The organism is Stenotrophomonas sp. AS1 (genome assembly GCF_048957655.1).
GTDB lineage: Bacteria > Pseudomonadota > Gammaproteobacteria > Xanthomonadales > Xanthomonadaceae > Stenotrophomonas > Stenotrophomonas bentonitica_A.
This window is the reverse complement of record NZ_JARVXM010000009.1, coordinates 86,776-102,883: the sequence shown is the minus strand read 5'-3', so window position 1 is coordinate 102,883 and position 16,108 is coordinate 86,776. Positions and strand designations below refer to the sequence as shown.

The following is a 16,108-nucleotide window of genomic DNA, read 5'->3' as shown; positions in this document are numbered from 1 at the left end:
GTGACACGATTCTGGGCCAACGTGATCGGCAACCAGCTGGTGTGGCTGTGCGCCGTGATCGGTGCCGGCCACGGGCTGCGCTGGCCGGCACTGGTGGCGGCTGCGGCCTACGTGGGCAGCCAGCTGGCGTTGTCGACGCAGCCGTCGGTGGAGCTCAGGCTCATGCTGGTGGCGATCGGGTGCGGCCTGCTCGTGGATGGGCTGGCGGGTGCGTCCGGGTGGGTGACCTACGCGGCTGCCAATGAGCGCGCGTGGATCGCTCCAGTCTGGATTCTGGCCCTGTGGGCCGCCTTCGCGATGACGCTGACGGTGTCGTTCGCGGTGCTGCAGCGGCATCTCATTGCCGCCGCCGTGGTCGGCCTGCTGCTGGCGCCGCTGGCGTATCTGTCCGCTGCGCGCGGTTGGTCCTCGGTGGTGTTCGACACACCGCAGTGGCACGGCGTGCTGCTGCTCGGCCTCGGCTGGGCGGTCGCGCTGCCGCTGCTGGCCGCCTGCGCCCGCCATTGGCAGGGCCGCACGGCCCCCTTGACCACACTCGCTCCTGGAGAGACACGATGAAGATGCTGTGGGTGGTGTGGCTGTATGCCGCCGTGATCATGACCTGGGGCTGGTGGTGGCAACGCCGGCACCAGAACATCGGCGTGGTCGATGTGCTCTGGGCCAAGGGCGTCGGCGCGTCGGCCCTGTTGCTGGCCCTGCTCGGCGATGGTGCGGCGATGCCACGGATCGCACTGGCGGTACTGGGTGGCCTGTGGGGTTCACGCCTGGCGCTGCACCTGTGGCACCGCGTGCGCAGCGAACCCGAGGATGGCCGTTACCAGCACCTGCGCAGGCACTGGAACGGCCACCAGGGAAAGATCTTCGGCTTCTTCCAGTTCCAGGCCCTGCTGATCGTGCTGTTCGCGCTGCCGTTCGTGGCCGTGGCGGTCAATCCGCAACCGCGGGGCTGGGGCTGGCTGATCGCCGCAGTGGCGATGTGGCTGCTGAGCGTGAGTGGTGAATCCATCGCCGACCGCCAGCTGGCGCGCTTCCGCGCGAATCCCGCGAACAAGGGCAAGACCTGTCGTGACGGTCTGTGGCGCTACTCGCGGCACCCCAACTATTTCTTCGAGTGGCTGCACTGGTTCACCTACGTGCTGCTGGCCGTGCAGTCGCCGCTGTGGTGGCTGGCGTGGTCGGGCCCGTTGGTGATGTACGTGTTCCTGCGCTGGGTCAGCGGCATTCCCTTCACCGAGGCGCAGGCGCTGCGCTCGCGCGGTGAGGATTACCGCGAGTACCAGCGCACCACGCCGATGCTGTTCCCGTGGTTCCCCTCCCGTTCGTTGCATGCCCGCAAGGAGTCTTCACCGTGAATGTCGCCAGTGACCAACTGCCCCTGCCGGACTACGCACCGGGCCTGACCGGCCTGGCCGAACGTGGGCTGGTGCCCGATGCCCTGTTGCGGCTGGGCATCCGCCGCCAGTGCGAGCAGCGCCTGCGCGAAGAGCTTGCCGGTGGCCAGCAGGTCCAGTCGCAGCGCTTTGCCGCGCGTATTGCCGGGCTGGCCAGCAGCGCGGTGGCGCTGCACGTGGATGCGGCCAATCGCCAGCACTACGAAGTGCCGGCCGCGTTCTTCCATCGCTGCCTGGGCAAGCGCCTGAAGTACAGCAGCTGCTATTACGCCACGGGCAGCGAAACGCTGGACGAGGCCGAAGAGGCGATGCTCGCGTTGTACGGCGAGCGCGCGCAGCTGGCCGATGGACAGCACATCCTGGAACTGGGCTGCGGCTGGGGGTCGCTGACGCTGTGGATGGCCGAGCGCTACCCGAACGCGCAGATCACCGCTGTCTCCAACTCCAACAGCCAGCGCGAGTACATCCTGGGCCAGTGTCGCGCGCGTGGCCTGATCAACGTCACCGTGCTGACCCGTGACGTGAACCATCTGATGCTGGATGCGGAGACCTTCGACCGCTGTGTCTCCATCGAGATGTTCGAGCACATGCGCAACTACCCGCAGCTGCTGCAGCGCATCCACCGCTGGCTGCGCCCCGAGGGCAAGCTGTTCGTGCATATCTTCGTGCACCGCACGCTGATGTACCCGTTCGAGACCGAGGGCGACGACAACTGGATGGGCCGCCATTTCTTCACCGGTGGCCTGATGCCCGCGGCCGATACGCTGCTGTTCTTCCAGCAGCACCTGCAGCTGCAGCAGCGCTGGCTGCTCGATGGCACCCACTACGAGCGCACCGCCAATCACTGGCTGGCCAACCAGGATCGCGAGAAAGAGGCGGTGATGGCCGTGCTGCGCCAGACCTACGGCGATGCTTCGGCCGCACTGTGGCACCAGCGCTGGCGCATGTTCTGGATGGCCTGCGCGGAACTGTTCGGCTATCAGCAGGGCCAGCAGTGGCAGGTGGCCCATTACCTGTTCAACCGTCCGTGATCACCCCACGTTCCTGGAGGAAGCCGTCATGTCGATCCGCGCTCTCATTCCCCTGCTGGCTGTCGGCATGATGCTCGGCGGCTGCAGTGGCAACACCCGTCCGATCCCGCCGGTGGCGCACGTGGACGTGCCGCGCTTCATGGGCGACTGGTATGTGATCGCGCATATCCCCAGCCGGCCCGAGCGCGAGGCGTTCGACGCAGTGGAATCCTACGCACTGCGTCCGGATGGCCGCATCCAGACCACCTTCCGCTATCGCAAGGGCAGCTTCCAGGCGCCGGTCAAGACCATGCACCCGGTCGGGACGGTCAAGGACGGCACCGGCGGCGCGGTCTGGGGCATGCAGTTCATCTGGCCGATCCAGGCCGAGTACGTGATCGTCTACCTGGACGCGGAGTACCAGCAGACCATCGTCGGCCGCAGCAAGCGCGACTACATGTGGCTGATGGCCCGCACGCCGACCATCTCCGACGCGGACTACCAGGCGGCGATGACCCGGGTCGCCGCGCTGGGCTATGACCTCTCCCAGGTGCGGCGCGTGCCGCAGTCCGGCAAGGCCGAATAGGCCGTTCCGTGCCGCGCTTCTCAGGCCCTGAGAAGCGCACGGGCGATACTGTCGCCATCGACCTCTTTGGCCCCTGCATCGTTGCGGGGGCAGGCGGGGAGGGTGTGCGGATCGGCCGCGCACGGGCGGACAGAGGACGGCAACGTGGCGGACAAGTACTGCGATCTGGTCATGAAGGGCGGCATCACCAGCGGCATCGTGTATCCCAACGCGGTGCTGTCGCTGGCCCGCGAGTACCGCTTCAAGAGCATCGGCGGCACCTCGGCCGGCGCCATTGCCGCTGCCGTGGCCGCTGCAGCGGCGCTGGGTGACCGGCGACGCCAGGCCGGTGAGCCGGTGGCCGCGGCGGTAGGCTTTCCGGGGCTGGCCGGGGTATCGGCGCAGTTGTCCCGGCAGGGCTTCATCCACAGCCTGTTCCAGCCGGCGTATGGCGCGCGTACCGCCTACCGCCTGCTGGTGATGCTGACCGGCAAGGCTGGCCTGCTGCGCAAGATTGCCTGCCTGCTCGCCGCGGTATTCGCGATCGCACCGCTGGAACTGCTGGTCTCACTGGCGGGCCTGCTCGGCATCGGTTACCTCGCCGGGGGCATCGACGGCATCTGGGCGACGCTGCTGCCGTCGTTGCTGTGCGCCTACGGCGCTGGCGTGCTGGCCTCGGCACTGCGCGTGGCGCGCGTGGCACGGCGTAACCTGCTTGGGCTGTGCAATGGCAGCACCCAGCCGAACGCTTCCGCACCGGCGCTGACGGATTGGCTGCACACCCAGCTGCAGGCATTGGCCGGCAAGCCGGACGAGCAGCCATTGACCTTCGGCGACCTGCATGCCGCACCACGTTATCCCGGCGAGCCCAGTGGCGCGCACGCGATCACGCTGCAGATGATCACCACCTGCGTCTCCCACACCGAACCGCGCACGCTGCCGTTCAACTCGGCGCACTTCTGGTTCCTGCGCGAGGAGTTCGCGCAGTTGTTCCCGGCCAGCGTGGTCGACTGGCTGGTCGCGCGCGCCGGCACTCCCGAACACGTCGAGGGGCGCGACTACTACCGCCTGGTCGATGGCGAGGACCTGCCGGTGCTGGTGGCCACGCGCATGAGCCTGAGCTTCCCACTACTCATCAGCGCAGTGCCACTGCACGAGCCGGCCCGGCGCGAGCGTCGCTGCGCGCCGGTCGCCGATGCCGAGCCCCGACGCGACAACACCAACGTCGCCGACAGCATGGAAGGGCTCACCAGTGGTGGCCAGAGCTGTGGCCCGGTGATCGCCGCGTTCCGTGTGTGCTGGTTCTCCGATGGCGGGATCAGCAGCAACTTTCCGATCCACCTGTTCGACGCCGCGCTGCCGCGCTGGCCGACCTTCGGCATCAATCTGGTGTATCCGCGTCACGCCGAGGCGATCAGCGTGCTGGCCCACGGCGATACGCATGCGCGGGCGGAGCAGGCGGTTTTCCTGCCGACCGAGAACCGCCATGGCTGGCAGCGCACCTACCATTCCATCGCGCAACCGCTGGCCGCCGCGGAAATGTCCGGCTTTCTCTTTTCGATCGTCTCGACCATGCAGAACTGGCGCGATGTGCTGCAGGCCCGCGCGCCGGGCTACCGTGACCGCATCGTGCATGTGGCGCTGGAGGGCGACGAAGGCGGCATGAACCTGAACATGCCACAGGCCGTGCTCAGCCGCATCGCCGACAAGGGCAGCATCGCCGGCGAGCGCTTCTGCGATTTCTCCTTCGGCAACCATTACTGGATCCGCTGGCGCAATCTGGCCTCGGCCTACCAGCGCTACACGCTGGATGTGGCGCGCACCGATGACCCCGCGCAGCGGGTGGCAGCGTACTCGGATGCATACCAGAGCGTTGCCACGGGAACGCCGGTGCCGCCGTCCTACCGCTTGAGCTCGGAAGACAAGCGCCGCGAATCGCAGCAGCTGTGGCGGCACATGGTCGAGCAGGGCCAGATCTGGGAAGACCTGGGGCCGGACCTCACCGACGGTGCGCCCCGGCCGCTGCCGCAGATGAAAGTGACGCCGATCTATTGAGCCGGAGATGGACCGCGTCGTGATCGCAAATGCCGGCAATTGGTCGGCTGCCCATGACACGTCACACGACCGGTAGAGCCGACCGTTGGTCGGCTGCTCATGAAGCGTCACACGACCGGTAGAGCCGACCGGTGGTCGGCTGCTCTCCGCGACGGGTCAGCCGTCTCGGCACCGGAGGCAAGTCGACCAACGGTCGACTCTACCCGCCATGTCGGGGGCAACATTCCCGGCACCGGAGGCAAGTCGACCAACGGTCGACTCTACCCGCCACGTCGGGGCCAACATTCTGGGCACCGGACGCATGTCGACCAACGGTCGACGCTACCCGCGTCCCGGCAGCTGTGGGAACGCGCGCTGCATGCAGTCTTCGCGCGGGCAGACCCGGCAGCCCGGGCCGATCGAGACCGAGTTGCCCGGGCTCTGGATATCCAGCCCGCGCGTGTAGATCAACCGTTCGGCATGCTGCAGGTCGCAGCCCAGCGCCACCGCGAAGGTCTTGCGTGGCTGGCCGTGCCCGATCGGGCCGCTGCTCACCTGCCGCGCCAGCCAGAAGTGGCGGCGCCCGTCCGGCATGCGCGCGGTCTGGGTCAGCACGCGGCCTGGCTGGTTGAAGGCTTCGTACACGATCCACAGCGGGCACGAGCCGCCCACCTGTGAGAAGTGGAAGTCGGTGGCCGAGTGCCGCTTGGAGACATTGCCGGCGCGGTCCACGCGGATGAAGAAGAACGGCAGGCCGGGCGCGCTGCGCCGGGCCAGCGTGCTCAAGCGATGGCAGACCGCCTCGAAGCCGACGCCGAAGCGATGGGCAAGCGCATCGATGTCATACGCGCTGTGCTCGGCGGCACGCAGGAACTGCGCGTACGGCATCACCAGCGCGCCGGCGAAGTAGTTGGACATGCCGATCCGCGCCTGGGCGATCTGCTCCGCTTCGCCGAAGCCCGCGCGTGCGATCACCGCATCGATCTGCGCGGCGTAGCCAAGCAGGGCGAGTTCGGCCGCCATCTGGAACGCCTGCTGGCCCGGTTCGAGGTAATCGGGCAGCCACAGGGTGCGGCTGCCGCCATCGTAGACGCGCTTCTCGCGGCCAGCCTGCAGCGGTCCCACTTCCACCAGCACGCCATGGCGGTCGGCCAGCAACTGGCGCAGGCGCGGCGCGACATGCCCGGCCACCAGCCCCCATTCGCTGAACAGCTGCTCGGCCAGGTCGTCCAGCTCGGGGATGTGGTTGTGCATGCGGTTGAAGAAGTCACGCACCTGGTCGCCCGCGGGCAGCGCCTGCCCGGCATGCACATCGCCCAGCTGGAACTCCAGCGCGGCGGCATGCTCGCGCAGCATCAGGTGGCGGCGGTGCAGGTCGAGCAGGGCGCGGCTGATCTGCGGCAGGTTGCCGGCCATGGCGCGCAGCTCGGTGCTGCTGACATCGGCCAGGCCCAGATCGCGCAGGGTCTCGCCCAGCGATTCCTGCAGCGCACCGGGGTCATCGACCTCGAACAGTTCGCTGACGTCACCCAGCACCTCGCGCAGCTTGCCCTGCACCGCCGGAGTCAGTGGCCGCTTGTTGCGCTCGATCTGGTTCAGGTAGCTGGCCGACAGCCCCAGGGCCTTGGCCAGCGCGAGCTGGCTGTAGCCCCGCTGCTCGCGCAGCTTGAGCAGGCGCAGGCCGATCTGGCGTTGGACGGGCAGGCTATTCACAGAATTCACAAGAATCGTAGCGGGAATTGGCCAGATTAAGCGCATACAGGCCGGAAATCGAGGGTGGCACTGTGAATAATGCCAACAACTTTCGACCCGCCGGGATTGTCCATGACTGTTGCAGCGCCCCGTATCCGCATGTTGATCGATGGCCAGTTCATCGAATCGGCCAGCTCGCATTGGCAGAACGTGGTCAATCCGGCCACCCAGGACGTCCTGGCCCAAGTCCCGTTTGCCACCCCCGGCGAAGTCGACGCCGCCGTCGCCTCGGCCAAGGAAGCGTTCAAGACCTGGCGCAAGACCCCGATCGGCACCCGTGCGCGCATCTTCCTGAAGTACCAGCAGCTGATCCGCGAGAACATGAGCGAGCTGGCCCACATCCTCAGCGCCGAGCAGGGCAAGACCGTGCCCGACGCCGAAGGCGATGTGTTCCGCGGCCTGGAAGTGGTCGAGCACGCGGCCGCCATCGGCAACCTGCAGCTGGGCGAGCTGGCCAACAACGTGGCCAACGGCGTGGACACCTACACCCTGCTGCAGCCGCTGGGCGTGTGTGCGGGCATCACCCCGTTCAACTTCCCGGCGATGATTCCGCTGTGGATGTTCCCGATGGCCATCGCCACCGGCAACACCTTCATCCTCAAGCCGTCCGAACAGGACCCGATGGTCACCATGCGCCTGGTCGAACTGGCGCTGGAAGCCGGCATCCCCAAGGGCGTGCTGAACGTCGTCCACGGTGGCGAAGACGTGGTCAACGCGATCTGCGATCACCCCGACATCAAGGCCGTTTCGTTCGTGGGTTCCACCCGCGTCGGCACCCACGTGTACAACCGCGCTTCGCTGGCCGGCAAGCGCGTGCAGTGCATGATGGGCGCCAAGAACCACGCCGTGGTGCTGCCGGACGCCAACAAGGAACAGAGCCTCAACGCGATGGTCGGTGCCGCCTTTGGTGCGGCCGGCCAGCGCTGCATGGCCGCCTCCACCCTGGTGCTGGTCGGCGAAGCGCGCGAGTGGGTGCCGGACCTGGTGGCCAAGGCCAAGACGCTGAAGGTCAGCGGTGGCAGCGTGGCCGGTACCGATGTCGGCCCGGTGATCTCCTGCGCCGCGCGTGAGCGTGTCGAAGGCCTGATCGCCTCGGGCGTGGAGCAGGGCGCCAAGCTGGTGCTCGACGGCCGCAATCCGCAGGTCGATGGCTTCGAGAAGGGCAACTTCGTGGGCCCGACCATCTTCGCCGGCGTCAAGCCGGGCATGCGCGTGTACGACGAGGAAATCTTCGGGCCGGTGCTGGTGATCCTGGAAGCGGACACGCTGGAAGACGCCATCGAACTGATCAACGCCAACCCGAACGGAAACGGTACCGCGCTGTTCACCCAGTCCGGTGCGGCCGCCCGCAAGTTCCAGGAAGACATCGACGTCGGTCAGGTAGGCATCAACGTGCCGATCCCGGTGCCGGTGCCGCTGTTCTCGTTCACCGGCTCGCGCGCTTCCAAGCTCGGCGACCTGGGCCCGTATGGCAAGCAGGTGGTGATGTTCTACACCCAGACCAAGACGATCACATCGCGCTGGTTCGATGACGAGACGCTGGGTCATGGCGTCAACACCACCATCAGCCTGAAGTAAGCAACCGCAACAACGGAGTTCGACCATGAGCCACTCGATGACGACGGAACTCGACGAAGCGCAGCAGGCCTATAGAGAGGCAGCGCGTGACTTCGCCCAGGCCGAACTGGCGCCGCACGCCGCGCGATGGGATGCGGAGGGCATCTTTCCGCGCGAGGCGATCGCCAAGGCAGGGGAACTCGGGTTCTGTGGGTTGTACATGGACCCCGAGGTCGGCGGCAGCGGCTTGAGCCGTCTGGACGCCGCCGTCGTCATCGAGGAGCTCGCCAATGTGGACCCGTCCACGGCGGCCTATGTCAGCATCCACAACATGGCCTCGTGGATGGTGGCCAAATGGGGGCGGGAAAGTCTGCGTGCCGAATGGGGCGCAGACCTGTCGTCAGGCATCAAGCTGGCCTCGTACTGCCTGACCGAGCCGGGTGCCGGCTCGGACGCGGCCTCGCTGAAGACCAGCGCGGTGCGTGATGGCGACCACTACGTGCTCAACGGCTCCAAGGCCTTCATCTCCGGCGCCGGTGCCACCGAGCTGCTGGTGGTAATGGCGCGCACCGGCGGTGCCGGTGCCGGTGGCATCAGCGCGATCGCGGTGCCGGCTGATCTGCCCGGCATCAGCTACGGCCGCAAGGAAGAGAAGATGGGCTGGAACAGCCAGCCGACCCGTGGCATCACGTTCGAGAACGTGCGCGTGCCGGTCAGCCATCTGCTCGGCGAGGAAGGCAGTGGCTTCAAGCTGGCCATGAAGGGCCTGGACGGCGGCCGCATCAACATCGCCGCGTGCTCGCTGGGCGCAGCCCAGGGCGCCGTGGATGCCGCCCGCCGCTACATGGGCGAGCGCCGCCAGTTCGGCAAGGCGTTGTCCGAGTTCCAGGCGCTGCAGTTCAAGCTGGCCGACATGGCCACCCAGCTGGTCGCCGCACGGCAGATGGTGCACACCGCCGCGCGCAAGCTCGATGCCGGCGCCAGCGATGCCAACGTGTGGTGCGCGATGGCAAAGCGCTTCGCCACCGATGCCGGCTTCAACATCTGCAACGACGCGCTGCAGATCCACGGCGGCTACGGCTACATCCGTGAATACCCGATTGAACGGCTGCTGCGCGACTCGCGCGTGCACCAGATCCTGGAGGGCACCAACGAGATCATGCGTGTGATCGTGGCCCGCCACCTGCTCAACACTGAAGAGGAACTGCGATGATGGAGTGGCGCCAGCATGATCACGTCGGCCTGAAGGTCGAGGCCGATGGCCACGTCGCGGTCATCACCCTCGACAACCCGCCGGCGCATACCTGGACCGTGCACAGCCTCTCGGCGCTGCGCGATCTGGTCGGCGCGCTCAATGCGGACCGCGATATCTACGCGCTGGTGATCACCGGTGACGGCGAGAAGTTCTTCTCCGCCGGTGCCGACCTCAAGCAGTTCGCCTCCGGCGACAAGGCCGCCGCACGTGAAGCGGCACGTCGCTTTGGCGAAGCCTTTGAAGCGCTGTCCGGTTTCCGTGGTGTCTCCATCGCGGCGATCAACGGCTACGCGATGGGCGGCGGTCTGGAATGCGCGCTGGCCTGCGATCTGCGCATCATCGAAGAACACGCCCAGGTGGCGCTGCCCGAGGCCACCGTCGGCCTGCTGCCGTGCGCCGGCGGCACCCAGAACCTGCCGCGCCTGGTGGGCGAAGGCTGGGCCAAGCGCATGATCCTGCTGGGCGAGCGCATCGACGCGGACACCGCACTGCGTATCGGCCTGGTGGAAGAAAAGGTGGGCAAGGGCGAGGCCAAGGCACTGGCCCTGGCGTGGGCGCACAAAGCGGGCAAGCAGAGCCCGACCAGCATCGCCGCCTGCAAGACCCTGGTGCAGGCCACCCGCACAGGCACCCACGCCTCGGCGCTGGTGGCCGAGCGCGAGGCCTTCGTTGATCTGTTCGACAGCGCCGACCAGGCTGAAGGCGTGAACGCCTTCCTGGAAAAGCGTGCCGCGCAGTGGAAGAACGCATGAGCACCGCCGTCGCCAACGACGAGGCGCCGGTGCTGTTCGAAGAGCGCGCCGCCGCCAACGGCACGCGCATCGGCATCGCCACGCTCAATGCCCCGCGCACACTCAACGGGTTCTCGCTGCCGATGGCACATCTGCTGCGCGAGCGGCTGGAGGCCTGGGCCGTTGATGACGGCATCGCGCTGGTGGTGCTGCAGGGCGCCGGCGAAAAAGCCTTCTGCGCCGGCGGCGATCTGCACAGCCTGTACCGCAGCATGGTCGACTACCGCGACAGCGGGAAGACCGACATCCGCGACAACGCCTACGCAGCGGAATTCTTCGACGTCGAGTACCGCGTCGACTACGCGATCCACACCTATCCCAAGCCGATCCTGTGCTGGGGCCATGGCATCGTCATGGGCGGTGGCATCGGCCTGATGTCCGGCGCCAGCCACCGGGTGGTCAGCGAGCGCTCCAGGCTGGCGTTCCCGGAGATCACCGTGGGCCTGTTCCCGGATGTGGGCGGCAGCTGGCTGCTGCCGCGCGTACCCGGCCACGGCGGCCTGTTCCTGGCCCTGACCGGTGCACCGCTCAACGCCGGCGATGCGATCTACGCCGGGCTGGCGGATATCCACATCGCCGAGGCGCAGCGCGAGACCGTGTTCAATGCGCTGGCGGACGTGCACTGGAGCCGCGAGGCCAAGCGCAACCACGAACAACTGACCGCACTGCTGCAGCAACACGCCAGCGATGCGGCCACCGGTCCGCTGCTGCGCAATGCCACCACCGTGGACGCGCTGTGCGCCGGTGACGACGTTGGTGCGATCGTCGAGGCGATTCTTGCGCTGGAAACGGACGATGCCTGGCTGAGCACTGCGAAAGCCACACTTGCCGCCGGTGCGCCCGGCTCGGCGCGGCTCGCGTTCGAGCTGCAGCACCTGGCCGAGGGCGCTTCGCTGGCCGAGGTCTACCGCATCGAATACATCGCAGCACTGCATGCGGCCGCCCACGGCGACTTCGCCGAAGGCATCCGCGCGTTGCTGATCGACAAGGACCGCACCCCGCAGTGGCAGCCGCGCACGCTGGCCGAAGCCACGGCCGAGTGGGCCCGCACCTTCTTCGTTTCGCCGTGGTCGGATGCCGCGCATCCGCTGGCCGACCTCGGTGCCACCGTCCCTGAAAGGAGCCGCGCATGAGCCGTATTGCATTCATCGGGTTGGGCAACATGGGTGGCCCGATGGCCGCCAACCTGGCCAAGGCCGGTCACGCGGTGCGCGTGTTCGATCTGGTGCCCGCCGCCGTGCAGGCCGCCGTCGATGCCGGCGCCACCGCCGCCAGCTCGGCACTGGATACGCTGACCGGGGCCGAGATCGTCATCTCGATGCTGCCGGCCAGCCGCCACGTTGAAGGCGTCTACCTGGGTGACGACGGCCTGCTGGCCGACATCCCCGGCGGCGCGCTGGTCATCGACTGCAGCACGATCGCGCCGGCCACCGCCCGCAAGGTCGCCGAAGCCGCTGCCGCGCGCGGCCTGCAGATGCTGGACGCACCGGTCTCCGGCGGCACTGCCGGTGCCCAGGCCGGCACCCTGACCTTCATCGTCGGTGGCGAAGCCGAGGCGCTGGAACGCGCCCGCCCGCTGCTGCAGGCGATGGGCAAGAACATCTTCCATGTCGGCGCCAGCGGTGCCGGCCAGGTCGCCAAGCTGTGCAACAACATGGCGCTGGGCGTGATCATGGCGGTGACCGGTGAGTCGATCGCGCTGGGCGTCGCGCACGGGCTGGACCCGAAGGTGCTCTCGCAGATGATGGCGGTCAGTACGGGCCGCAGCTGGGCGACCGAAGTGTGCAACCCGTGGCCCGGCGTGCTCGAGAACGCCCCGGCCTCGCGCGGCTACAGTGGCGGCTTCGGCAGCGACCTGATGCTCAAGGACATGGGCCTGGCAGTGGAAGCGGCGATGAGTGTCGGCGCCTCGATCCCGCTGGGCGAGCTGGCCCGCAACCTGTATTCGATGAATCACCAGGCCGGTCGCGGCAAGCTGGATTTCTCCAGCGTGGTGCAGCTGATCACGCACGAAAAGTAGCGGGTAGTGCCGGCCGCTGGCCGGCAACGTCACTATCGAAACCGGCGACATCCGGCTTCACCGGTAGGCAGCGACCGTTTGTCTTTGCAACAGAACAAGATGCATCCCATGGGTACGCCCACGGGATCCACCGCGGTGGGATGGGCGGTTGCCAGACGATCAAGTCAGGCAGCCGCCCATTTTTTTTCAGACCACCGTCAGCGTCACGTCGATGTTGCCGCGGGTCGCGTTGGAGTACGGGCACACGATGTGGGCCTTCTGCACCAGTTCTTCGACCTGCTCGCGCGGCAGGCCCGGAACCGAGATCTCCAGCGCCACTTCGATGCCGAAGCCGGTCGGGATCTGGCCGATGCCGACCTTGCCGGTGATCTGCGTTTCAGCCGGCAGAGCGACCTTGGCCTGACCGGCCACATACTTCAGCGCGCCCAGGAAGCAGGCCGAGTAACCGGCGGCGAACAGCTGCTCCGGGTTGGTGCCCGGGCCGCCCGCACCGCCCAGCTCGCGCGGGGTGGAGAGCTGGATGTCCAGCACGTTGTCGGAAGAGACGGCGCGGCCGTCGCGGCCGCCGTTGGCAGTGGCCTGGGCGGTGTACAGAACGTTGGCAATGGACATGGGAATCTCCTGCGGAGTGAAAGGGGTGGGCCAGATGGCAGGTGTACTTTGCGCGCCTGTGTTGTACTTATGGCAACATTTCGTCCAGAAAACTTGATCTGGAGTCCGCCAATGGTCGATCGACTGCAATCCCTGCTGGACCGCTTCGCGGTGTCGGCCGAGGTGTTCCATGCCGGCGCGCTGTGCGGCATCAACGATCTGCCCGCCGACGGCGAGCGCGGCCAACTGCATCTGATCCGCGACGGCGATGTGCGCGTTGAGCATCCGGACGGCAGCGTGCTGCAGATCACCACGCCCAGCGTACTGCTGTACCCGCGCCCGCTCGCGCACCGCTTCGTCACCGATGCCACCCGGGGGGCCGACTTTGCCTGCGCCAACCTGCAGTTCGAAGGCGGCGCCAACAACCCGGTGGCCGCAGCATTGCCGCCGATCGTCTGTCTGCCGCTGGACGGCCTGTACGGCGGCCAGCCGGTGCTGTCGCTGTTGTTCGAAGAAGCCTTCGCGCAGCGCTGTGGCCGCCAGGCGCTGCTGGATCGCCTGTTTGAAGTGGTGGTGATCCAGATCCTGCGCGCGCTGATGGAGAGCGGCCAGATCCGCGTCGGCCTGCTGGCCGGCATGGCCCATCCGCGCCTGCGCCACGCGCTGGTGGCCATACATGAAGCACCCGCCGACGAGTGGACGCTGGAGTCGCTTGCCCAGCGCGCCGGCATGTCACGGAGCGCCTTCGCCGACAGCTTCCGCGACACCATCGGCAGCACGCCCGGGCACTATCTGCAGGGCTGGCGCACTCGCCTGGTACAGCAGGCGCTACGCCGCGGCCATCCGCTCAAGCGCATCGCCATCGATGTGGGCTACGGCAGCGAAGCGGCGTTGTCGCGCGCGTTCAAGGCGCAGACCGGGCAGTCGCCGCGGCAGTGGAAGCAGGGCAGCGCGGGAACCGAGCGATAGGGCGACGCCCGTTGGCCTCGCTCAGATCGCCCACTCCCGATCCGTGGTGAACATGATGGTCAGCCAGCGGTCCGGCGATTCCTCACCCAGCGCCTCACCGATCTCATCGCGCAGCCGGTCCCACTCGATCAGCGCCCGCGGCGGATCATCGGCGCGCACCACGAAGAACAGTTCGATCTGCTCACCGCGCCCGACCTTGGCCACGTAGCTGCGGTACTCCAGGAAGCCATGCCTGGCCACGATGTCGCGCGCCACCTCGTCCACGTGCGTCTGCAGATCCAGCGGCGTGATCAGCAGAATGTCCGACAGTGCCTGCCGCACCGTGCCCATCGGCGCCACCACCACGAACAGGCAGACCACCAGCAGGATCGCCGGATCGATGTACGGGACCAGCCACGCCCACGGCGTGCCGCCCAGCACATAGCCGCCGACGAAGGCGACCAGATACGCCGCCGACATGCTGGCCGCGACGACCCAGTTCTTGGCATCCAGGGCAATGAAGTCCGAGCCGATCGACCGGTTCGCCCGGCGCACGAACAGCGCCAGGCCGGTTTCGGCCACGATCGAAATCACCGCGAACAGGATCGCCGGCCCCAGCGCGATCTCGCGTCCGCCGGACATCAGGGCATCCACCGCATTGACCGCGGCATACAGCGCCGCGCCGATCATCAACGTGCCGCTGACCCCGAGCACGATCGGCTCCAGGTGCCAGAAGCCCATGGTGAAGCGCTGGTTCAAGCGCGACTGCAGGGTATCGACGTGGGTCGACAGGCTGATCAGGCGCACCACCAGCAGCGACAGCCAGGTCATCACCACGTCGATCAGCCCGTAGATGCCATCGAAGATGATCAGCGAGGAGTTGGCCAACAGGCCGAACGCCACGGCTGCGGCAGCCATCGCCAGGGAGGCGGCGATCGACAGGCGCAGGACGCCTTGCTCGGTGGTGGGGTCGAAGCTGGGCAGACGGAGTGCGGGCATGGATGCCTGGGAGGGACGTGCAGGGCTGCATTGTCTACCGCCGTCGTTGCAGGCGGGTACTCCGCGCGCGATCCGGCCGCCGGCTGCACTCTCGGGCAGCGTTCATGGGAAGGGGGTAAACTATTGATTGCGCTGGCATTGCCAGTGAATCCAGACAGCCCCGCGCCCCATGACCCAGCCGATCACCGACGCCGCCGCGCGTTACGCCGCCTCCCTGCGCCTGTCCGTCGCCCCGATGATGGACTGGACGGACCGCCATTGCCGGTACTTCCATCGGTTGCTGGCACCGGGCGCACGGCTGTACACCGAGATGGTGCACGCCAACGCGGTGATCCATGGCGACCGCGAGCGCCTGCTCGGCTTCGACGGCAGCGAGCATCCGCTGGCCCTGCAGCTGGGCGGCAGCGATCCGGCCCTGCTGGCCCAGGCTGCGCGTATCGCGCAGGAATGGGGCTACGACGAGGTCAACCTCAACTGCGGCTGCCCGTCCGACCGCGTGCAGGCCGGCCGCTTCGGTGCCTGCCTGATGCGCGAGCCGGCGCTGGTCGCTGAGTGCGTGGGCGCGATGGTTGCCGCGGTGGACATTCCGATCACGGTGAAATGCCGCTTGGGCGTGGATGACGACAACGACTACGAAACCTTCGTCAACTTCGTCGATCAATCGACCAACGCCGGGAGTGCGATGTTCGTGGTACATGCCCGCAACGCGTGGCTGAAGGGCCTGTCGCCCAAGGAAAACCGCGAAGTGCCGCCGCTGCGGTACGACTGGGCGCACCGCCTCAAGACCGACCGCCCGCAGCTGCAGATCGTCCTCAACGGCGGCTTGGCCACGGTCGAGGCAGCGCAGGCCCAGCTGCCGGCCCTGGACGGGGTGATGCTGGGCCGTGCGGCCTACCACGATCCCTACGTGCTGCATCAGCTCGAGGCCGCCCAGACCGGCGCCGCGCTGCAACCTCGCGAAGCCCTGCTGCGCGCGATGCAGCCCTACATCGAGGCCCGGCTGGCCAGCGGGCTGGCCCTCAAGCACATCACCCGCCACCTGCTGGGCCTGTTCCATGGGCAGCCCGGTGGGCGCGCCTTCCGCCAGATCCTGAGCGAGGGCTCGCACCGGGTCGGGGCCGACTGGAGCCTGATCGAGCAGGCGCTGGCAGTGACCCGGGCGCAGGCCGAACGCGTCGCCGCGTGAGCCGCGTCA

15 protein-coding genes are annotated in these 16,108 nt (G+C 67.7%); 12 read left to right on the top strand and 3 right to left on the bottom strand.

Translation table 11 applies throughout. From position 1 onward, the window contains the following. The 5 genes from PV764_RS17590 (at nucleotide 1) to PV764_RS17570 (ending at nucleotide 5,021) form a co-directional block, all read left to right on the top strand. Nucleotides 1-558, top strand: a complete 558-nt coding sequence (locus PV764_RS17590) for a DUF2878 domain-containing protein (RefSeq protein ID WP_421117176.1) — start codon at nucleotides 1-3, stop codon at nucleotides 556-558. Continuing rightward, nucleotides 555-1,352, top strand: a complete 798-nt coding sequence (locus tag PV764_RS17585) for a DUF1295 domain-containing protein (protein WP_421117175.1) — start codon at nucleotides 555-557, stop codon at nucleotides 1,350-1,352. The genes PV764_RS17590 and PV764_RS17585 overlap by 4 nt, the downstream gene beginning before the upstream one ends. Then, nucleotides 1,349-2,422 (top strand): class I SAM-dependent methyltransferase, encoded by a 1,074-nt coding sequence (locus tag PV764_RS17580; protein ID WP_046272309.1) that lies wholly within the window; start codon nucleotides 1,349-1,351, stop codon nucleotides 2,420-2,422. The genes PV764_RS17585 and PV764_RS17580 overlap by 4 nt, the downstream gene beginning before the upstream one ends. A gap of 28 nt (nucleotides 2,423-2,450) precedes the next feature. Next, entirely contained in the window at nucleotides 2,451-2,987 is a 537-nt protein-coding gene (locus tag PV764_RS17575; protein WP_070474369.1) for a lipocalin family protein, read from the top strand. Between the two features lie 144 nt (nucleotides 2,988-3,131). After that, nucleotides 3,132-5,021: an RpoH suppressor gene (locus PV764_RS17570; RefSeq protein ID WP_421117174.1), complete on the top strand. Its 1,890-nt coding sequence runs from the start codon at nucleotides 3,132-3,134 to the stop codon at nucleotides 5,019-5,021. 321 nt (nucleotides 5,022-5,342) lie between these two features. On the opposite strand, the gene PV764_RS17565 is transcribed toward PV764_RS17570, so the two are convergent. After that, on the bottom strand, nucleotides 5,343-6,758 hold the full coding sequence (locus tag PV764_RS17565) for a helix-turn-helix domain-containing protein (protein WP_421117173.1): 1,416 nt from the start codon (nucleotides 6,756-6,758) through the stop codon (nucleotides 5,343-5,345). A 66-nt stretch (nucleotides 6,759-6,824) separates the two neighbouring features. Here PV764_RS17565 and PV764_RS17560 point away from each other — a divergent pair, with 66 nt between their 5' ends. Genes PV764_RS17560 through mmsB form a run of 5 tightly spaced genes read left to right on the top strand, consistent with a single transcriptional unit; the run spans nucleotide 6,825 to nucleotide 12,375 of the window. Beyond that, nucleotides 6,825-8,330: a CoA-acylating methylmalonate-semialdehyde dehydrogenase gene (locus PV764_RS17560; protein ID WP_019185504.1), complete on the top strand. Its 1,506-nt coding sequence runs from the start codon at nucleotides 6,825-6,827 to the stop codon at nucleotides 8,328-8,330. Nucleotides 8,331-8,355: 25 nt separating this feature from the next. Further along, the gene (locus PV764_RS17555; protein WP_421117172.1) at nucleotides 8,356-9,522 is read left to right on the top strand and encodes an acyl-CoA dehydrogenase family protein; all 1,167 of its coding nucleotides are present in this window, start codon (nucleotides 8,356-8,358) and stop codon (nucleotides 9,520-9,522) included. After that, nucleotides 9,519-10,316 (top strand): enoyl-CoA hydratase, encoded by a 798-nt coding sequence (locus PV764_RS17550; protein ID WP_102788851.1) that lies wholly within the window; start codon nucleotides 9,519-9,521, stop codon nucleotides 10,314-10,316. The genes PV764_RS17555 and PV764_RS17550 overlap by 4 nt, the downstream gene beginning before the upstream one ends. Further along, on the top strand, nucleotides 10,313-11,488 hold the full coding sequence (locus tag PV764_RS17545) for an enoyl-CoA hydratase/isomerase family protein (protein ID WP_399619859.1): 1,176 nt from the start codon (nucleotides 10,313-10,315) through the stop codon (nucleotides 11,486-11,488). Before PV764_RS17550 ends, PV764_RS17545 begins: the two co-directional genes overlap by 4 nt. Then, nucleotides 11,485-12,375 carry a 3-hydroxyisobutyrate dehydrogenase gene (gene mmsB, locus PV764_RS17540; RefSeq protein ID WP_421117171.1) on the top strand — a complete coding sequence of 297 codons (891 nt, stop codon included), beginning with the start codon at nucleotides 11,485-11,487 and terminating at the stop codon, nucleotides 12,373-12,375. Before PV764_RS17545 ends, mmsB begins: the two co-directional genes overlap by 4 nt. 186 nt (nucleotides 12,376-12,561) lie before the next feature. Here mmsB and PV764_RS17535 read toward each other — a convergent pair whose 3' ends face one another. Next, nucleotides 12,562-12,987 carry an organic hydroperoxide resistance protein gene (locus tag PV764_RS17535; protein ID WP_019185509.1) on the bottom strand — a complete coding sequence of 142 codons (426 nt, stop codon included), beginning with the start codon at nucleotides 12,985-12,987 and terminating at the stop codon, nucleotides 12,562-12,564. Between the two features lie 111 nt (nucleotides 12,988-13,098). On the opposite strand from PV764_RS17535, the gene PV764_RS17530 reads away from it, so the two are divergent. Further along, nucleotides 13,099-13,935: a cupin domain-containing protein gene (locus PV764_RS17530; RefSeq protein WP_421117170.1), complete on the top strand. Its 837-nt coding sequence runs from the start codon at nucleotides 13,099-13,101 to the stop codon at nucleotides 13,933-13,935. Between the two features lie 21 nt (nucleotides 13,936-13,956). Here the strand turns inward: PV764_RS17530 and PV764_RS17525 are convergent, their stop codons facing one another. Next, a complete protein-coding gene (locus PV764_RS17525) occupies nucleotides 13,957-14,913 on the bottom strand; it encodes a cation diffusion facilitator family transporter (RefSeq protein ID WP_070426418.1) in 957 nt (318 codons plus the stop codon). Nucleotides 14,914-15,082: 169 nt separating this feature from the next. Between PV764_RS17525 and dusA the strand changes: the two genes are divergently transcribed. Continuing rightward, complete coding sequence (dusA, locus tag PV764_RS17520) at nucleotides 15,083-16,099, top strand: tRNA dihydrouridine(20/20a) synthase DusA (protein ID WP_399619868.1); 1,017 nt, start codon at nucleotides 15,083-15,085, stop codon at nucleotides 16,097-16,099. Nucleotides 16,100-16,108 lie beyond the last annotated feature (9 nt).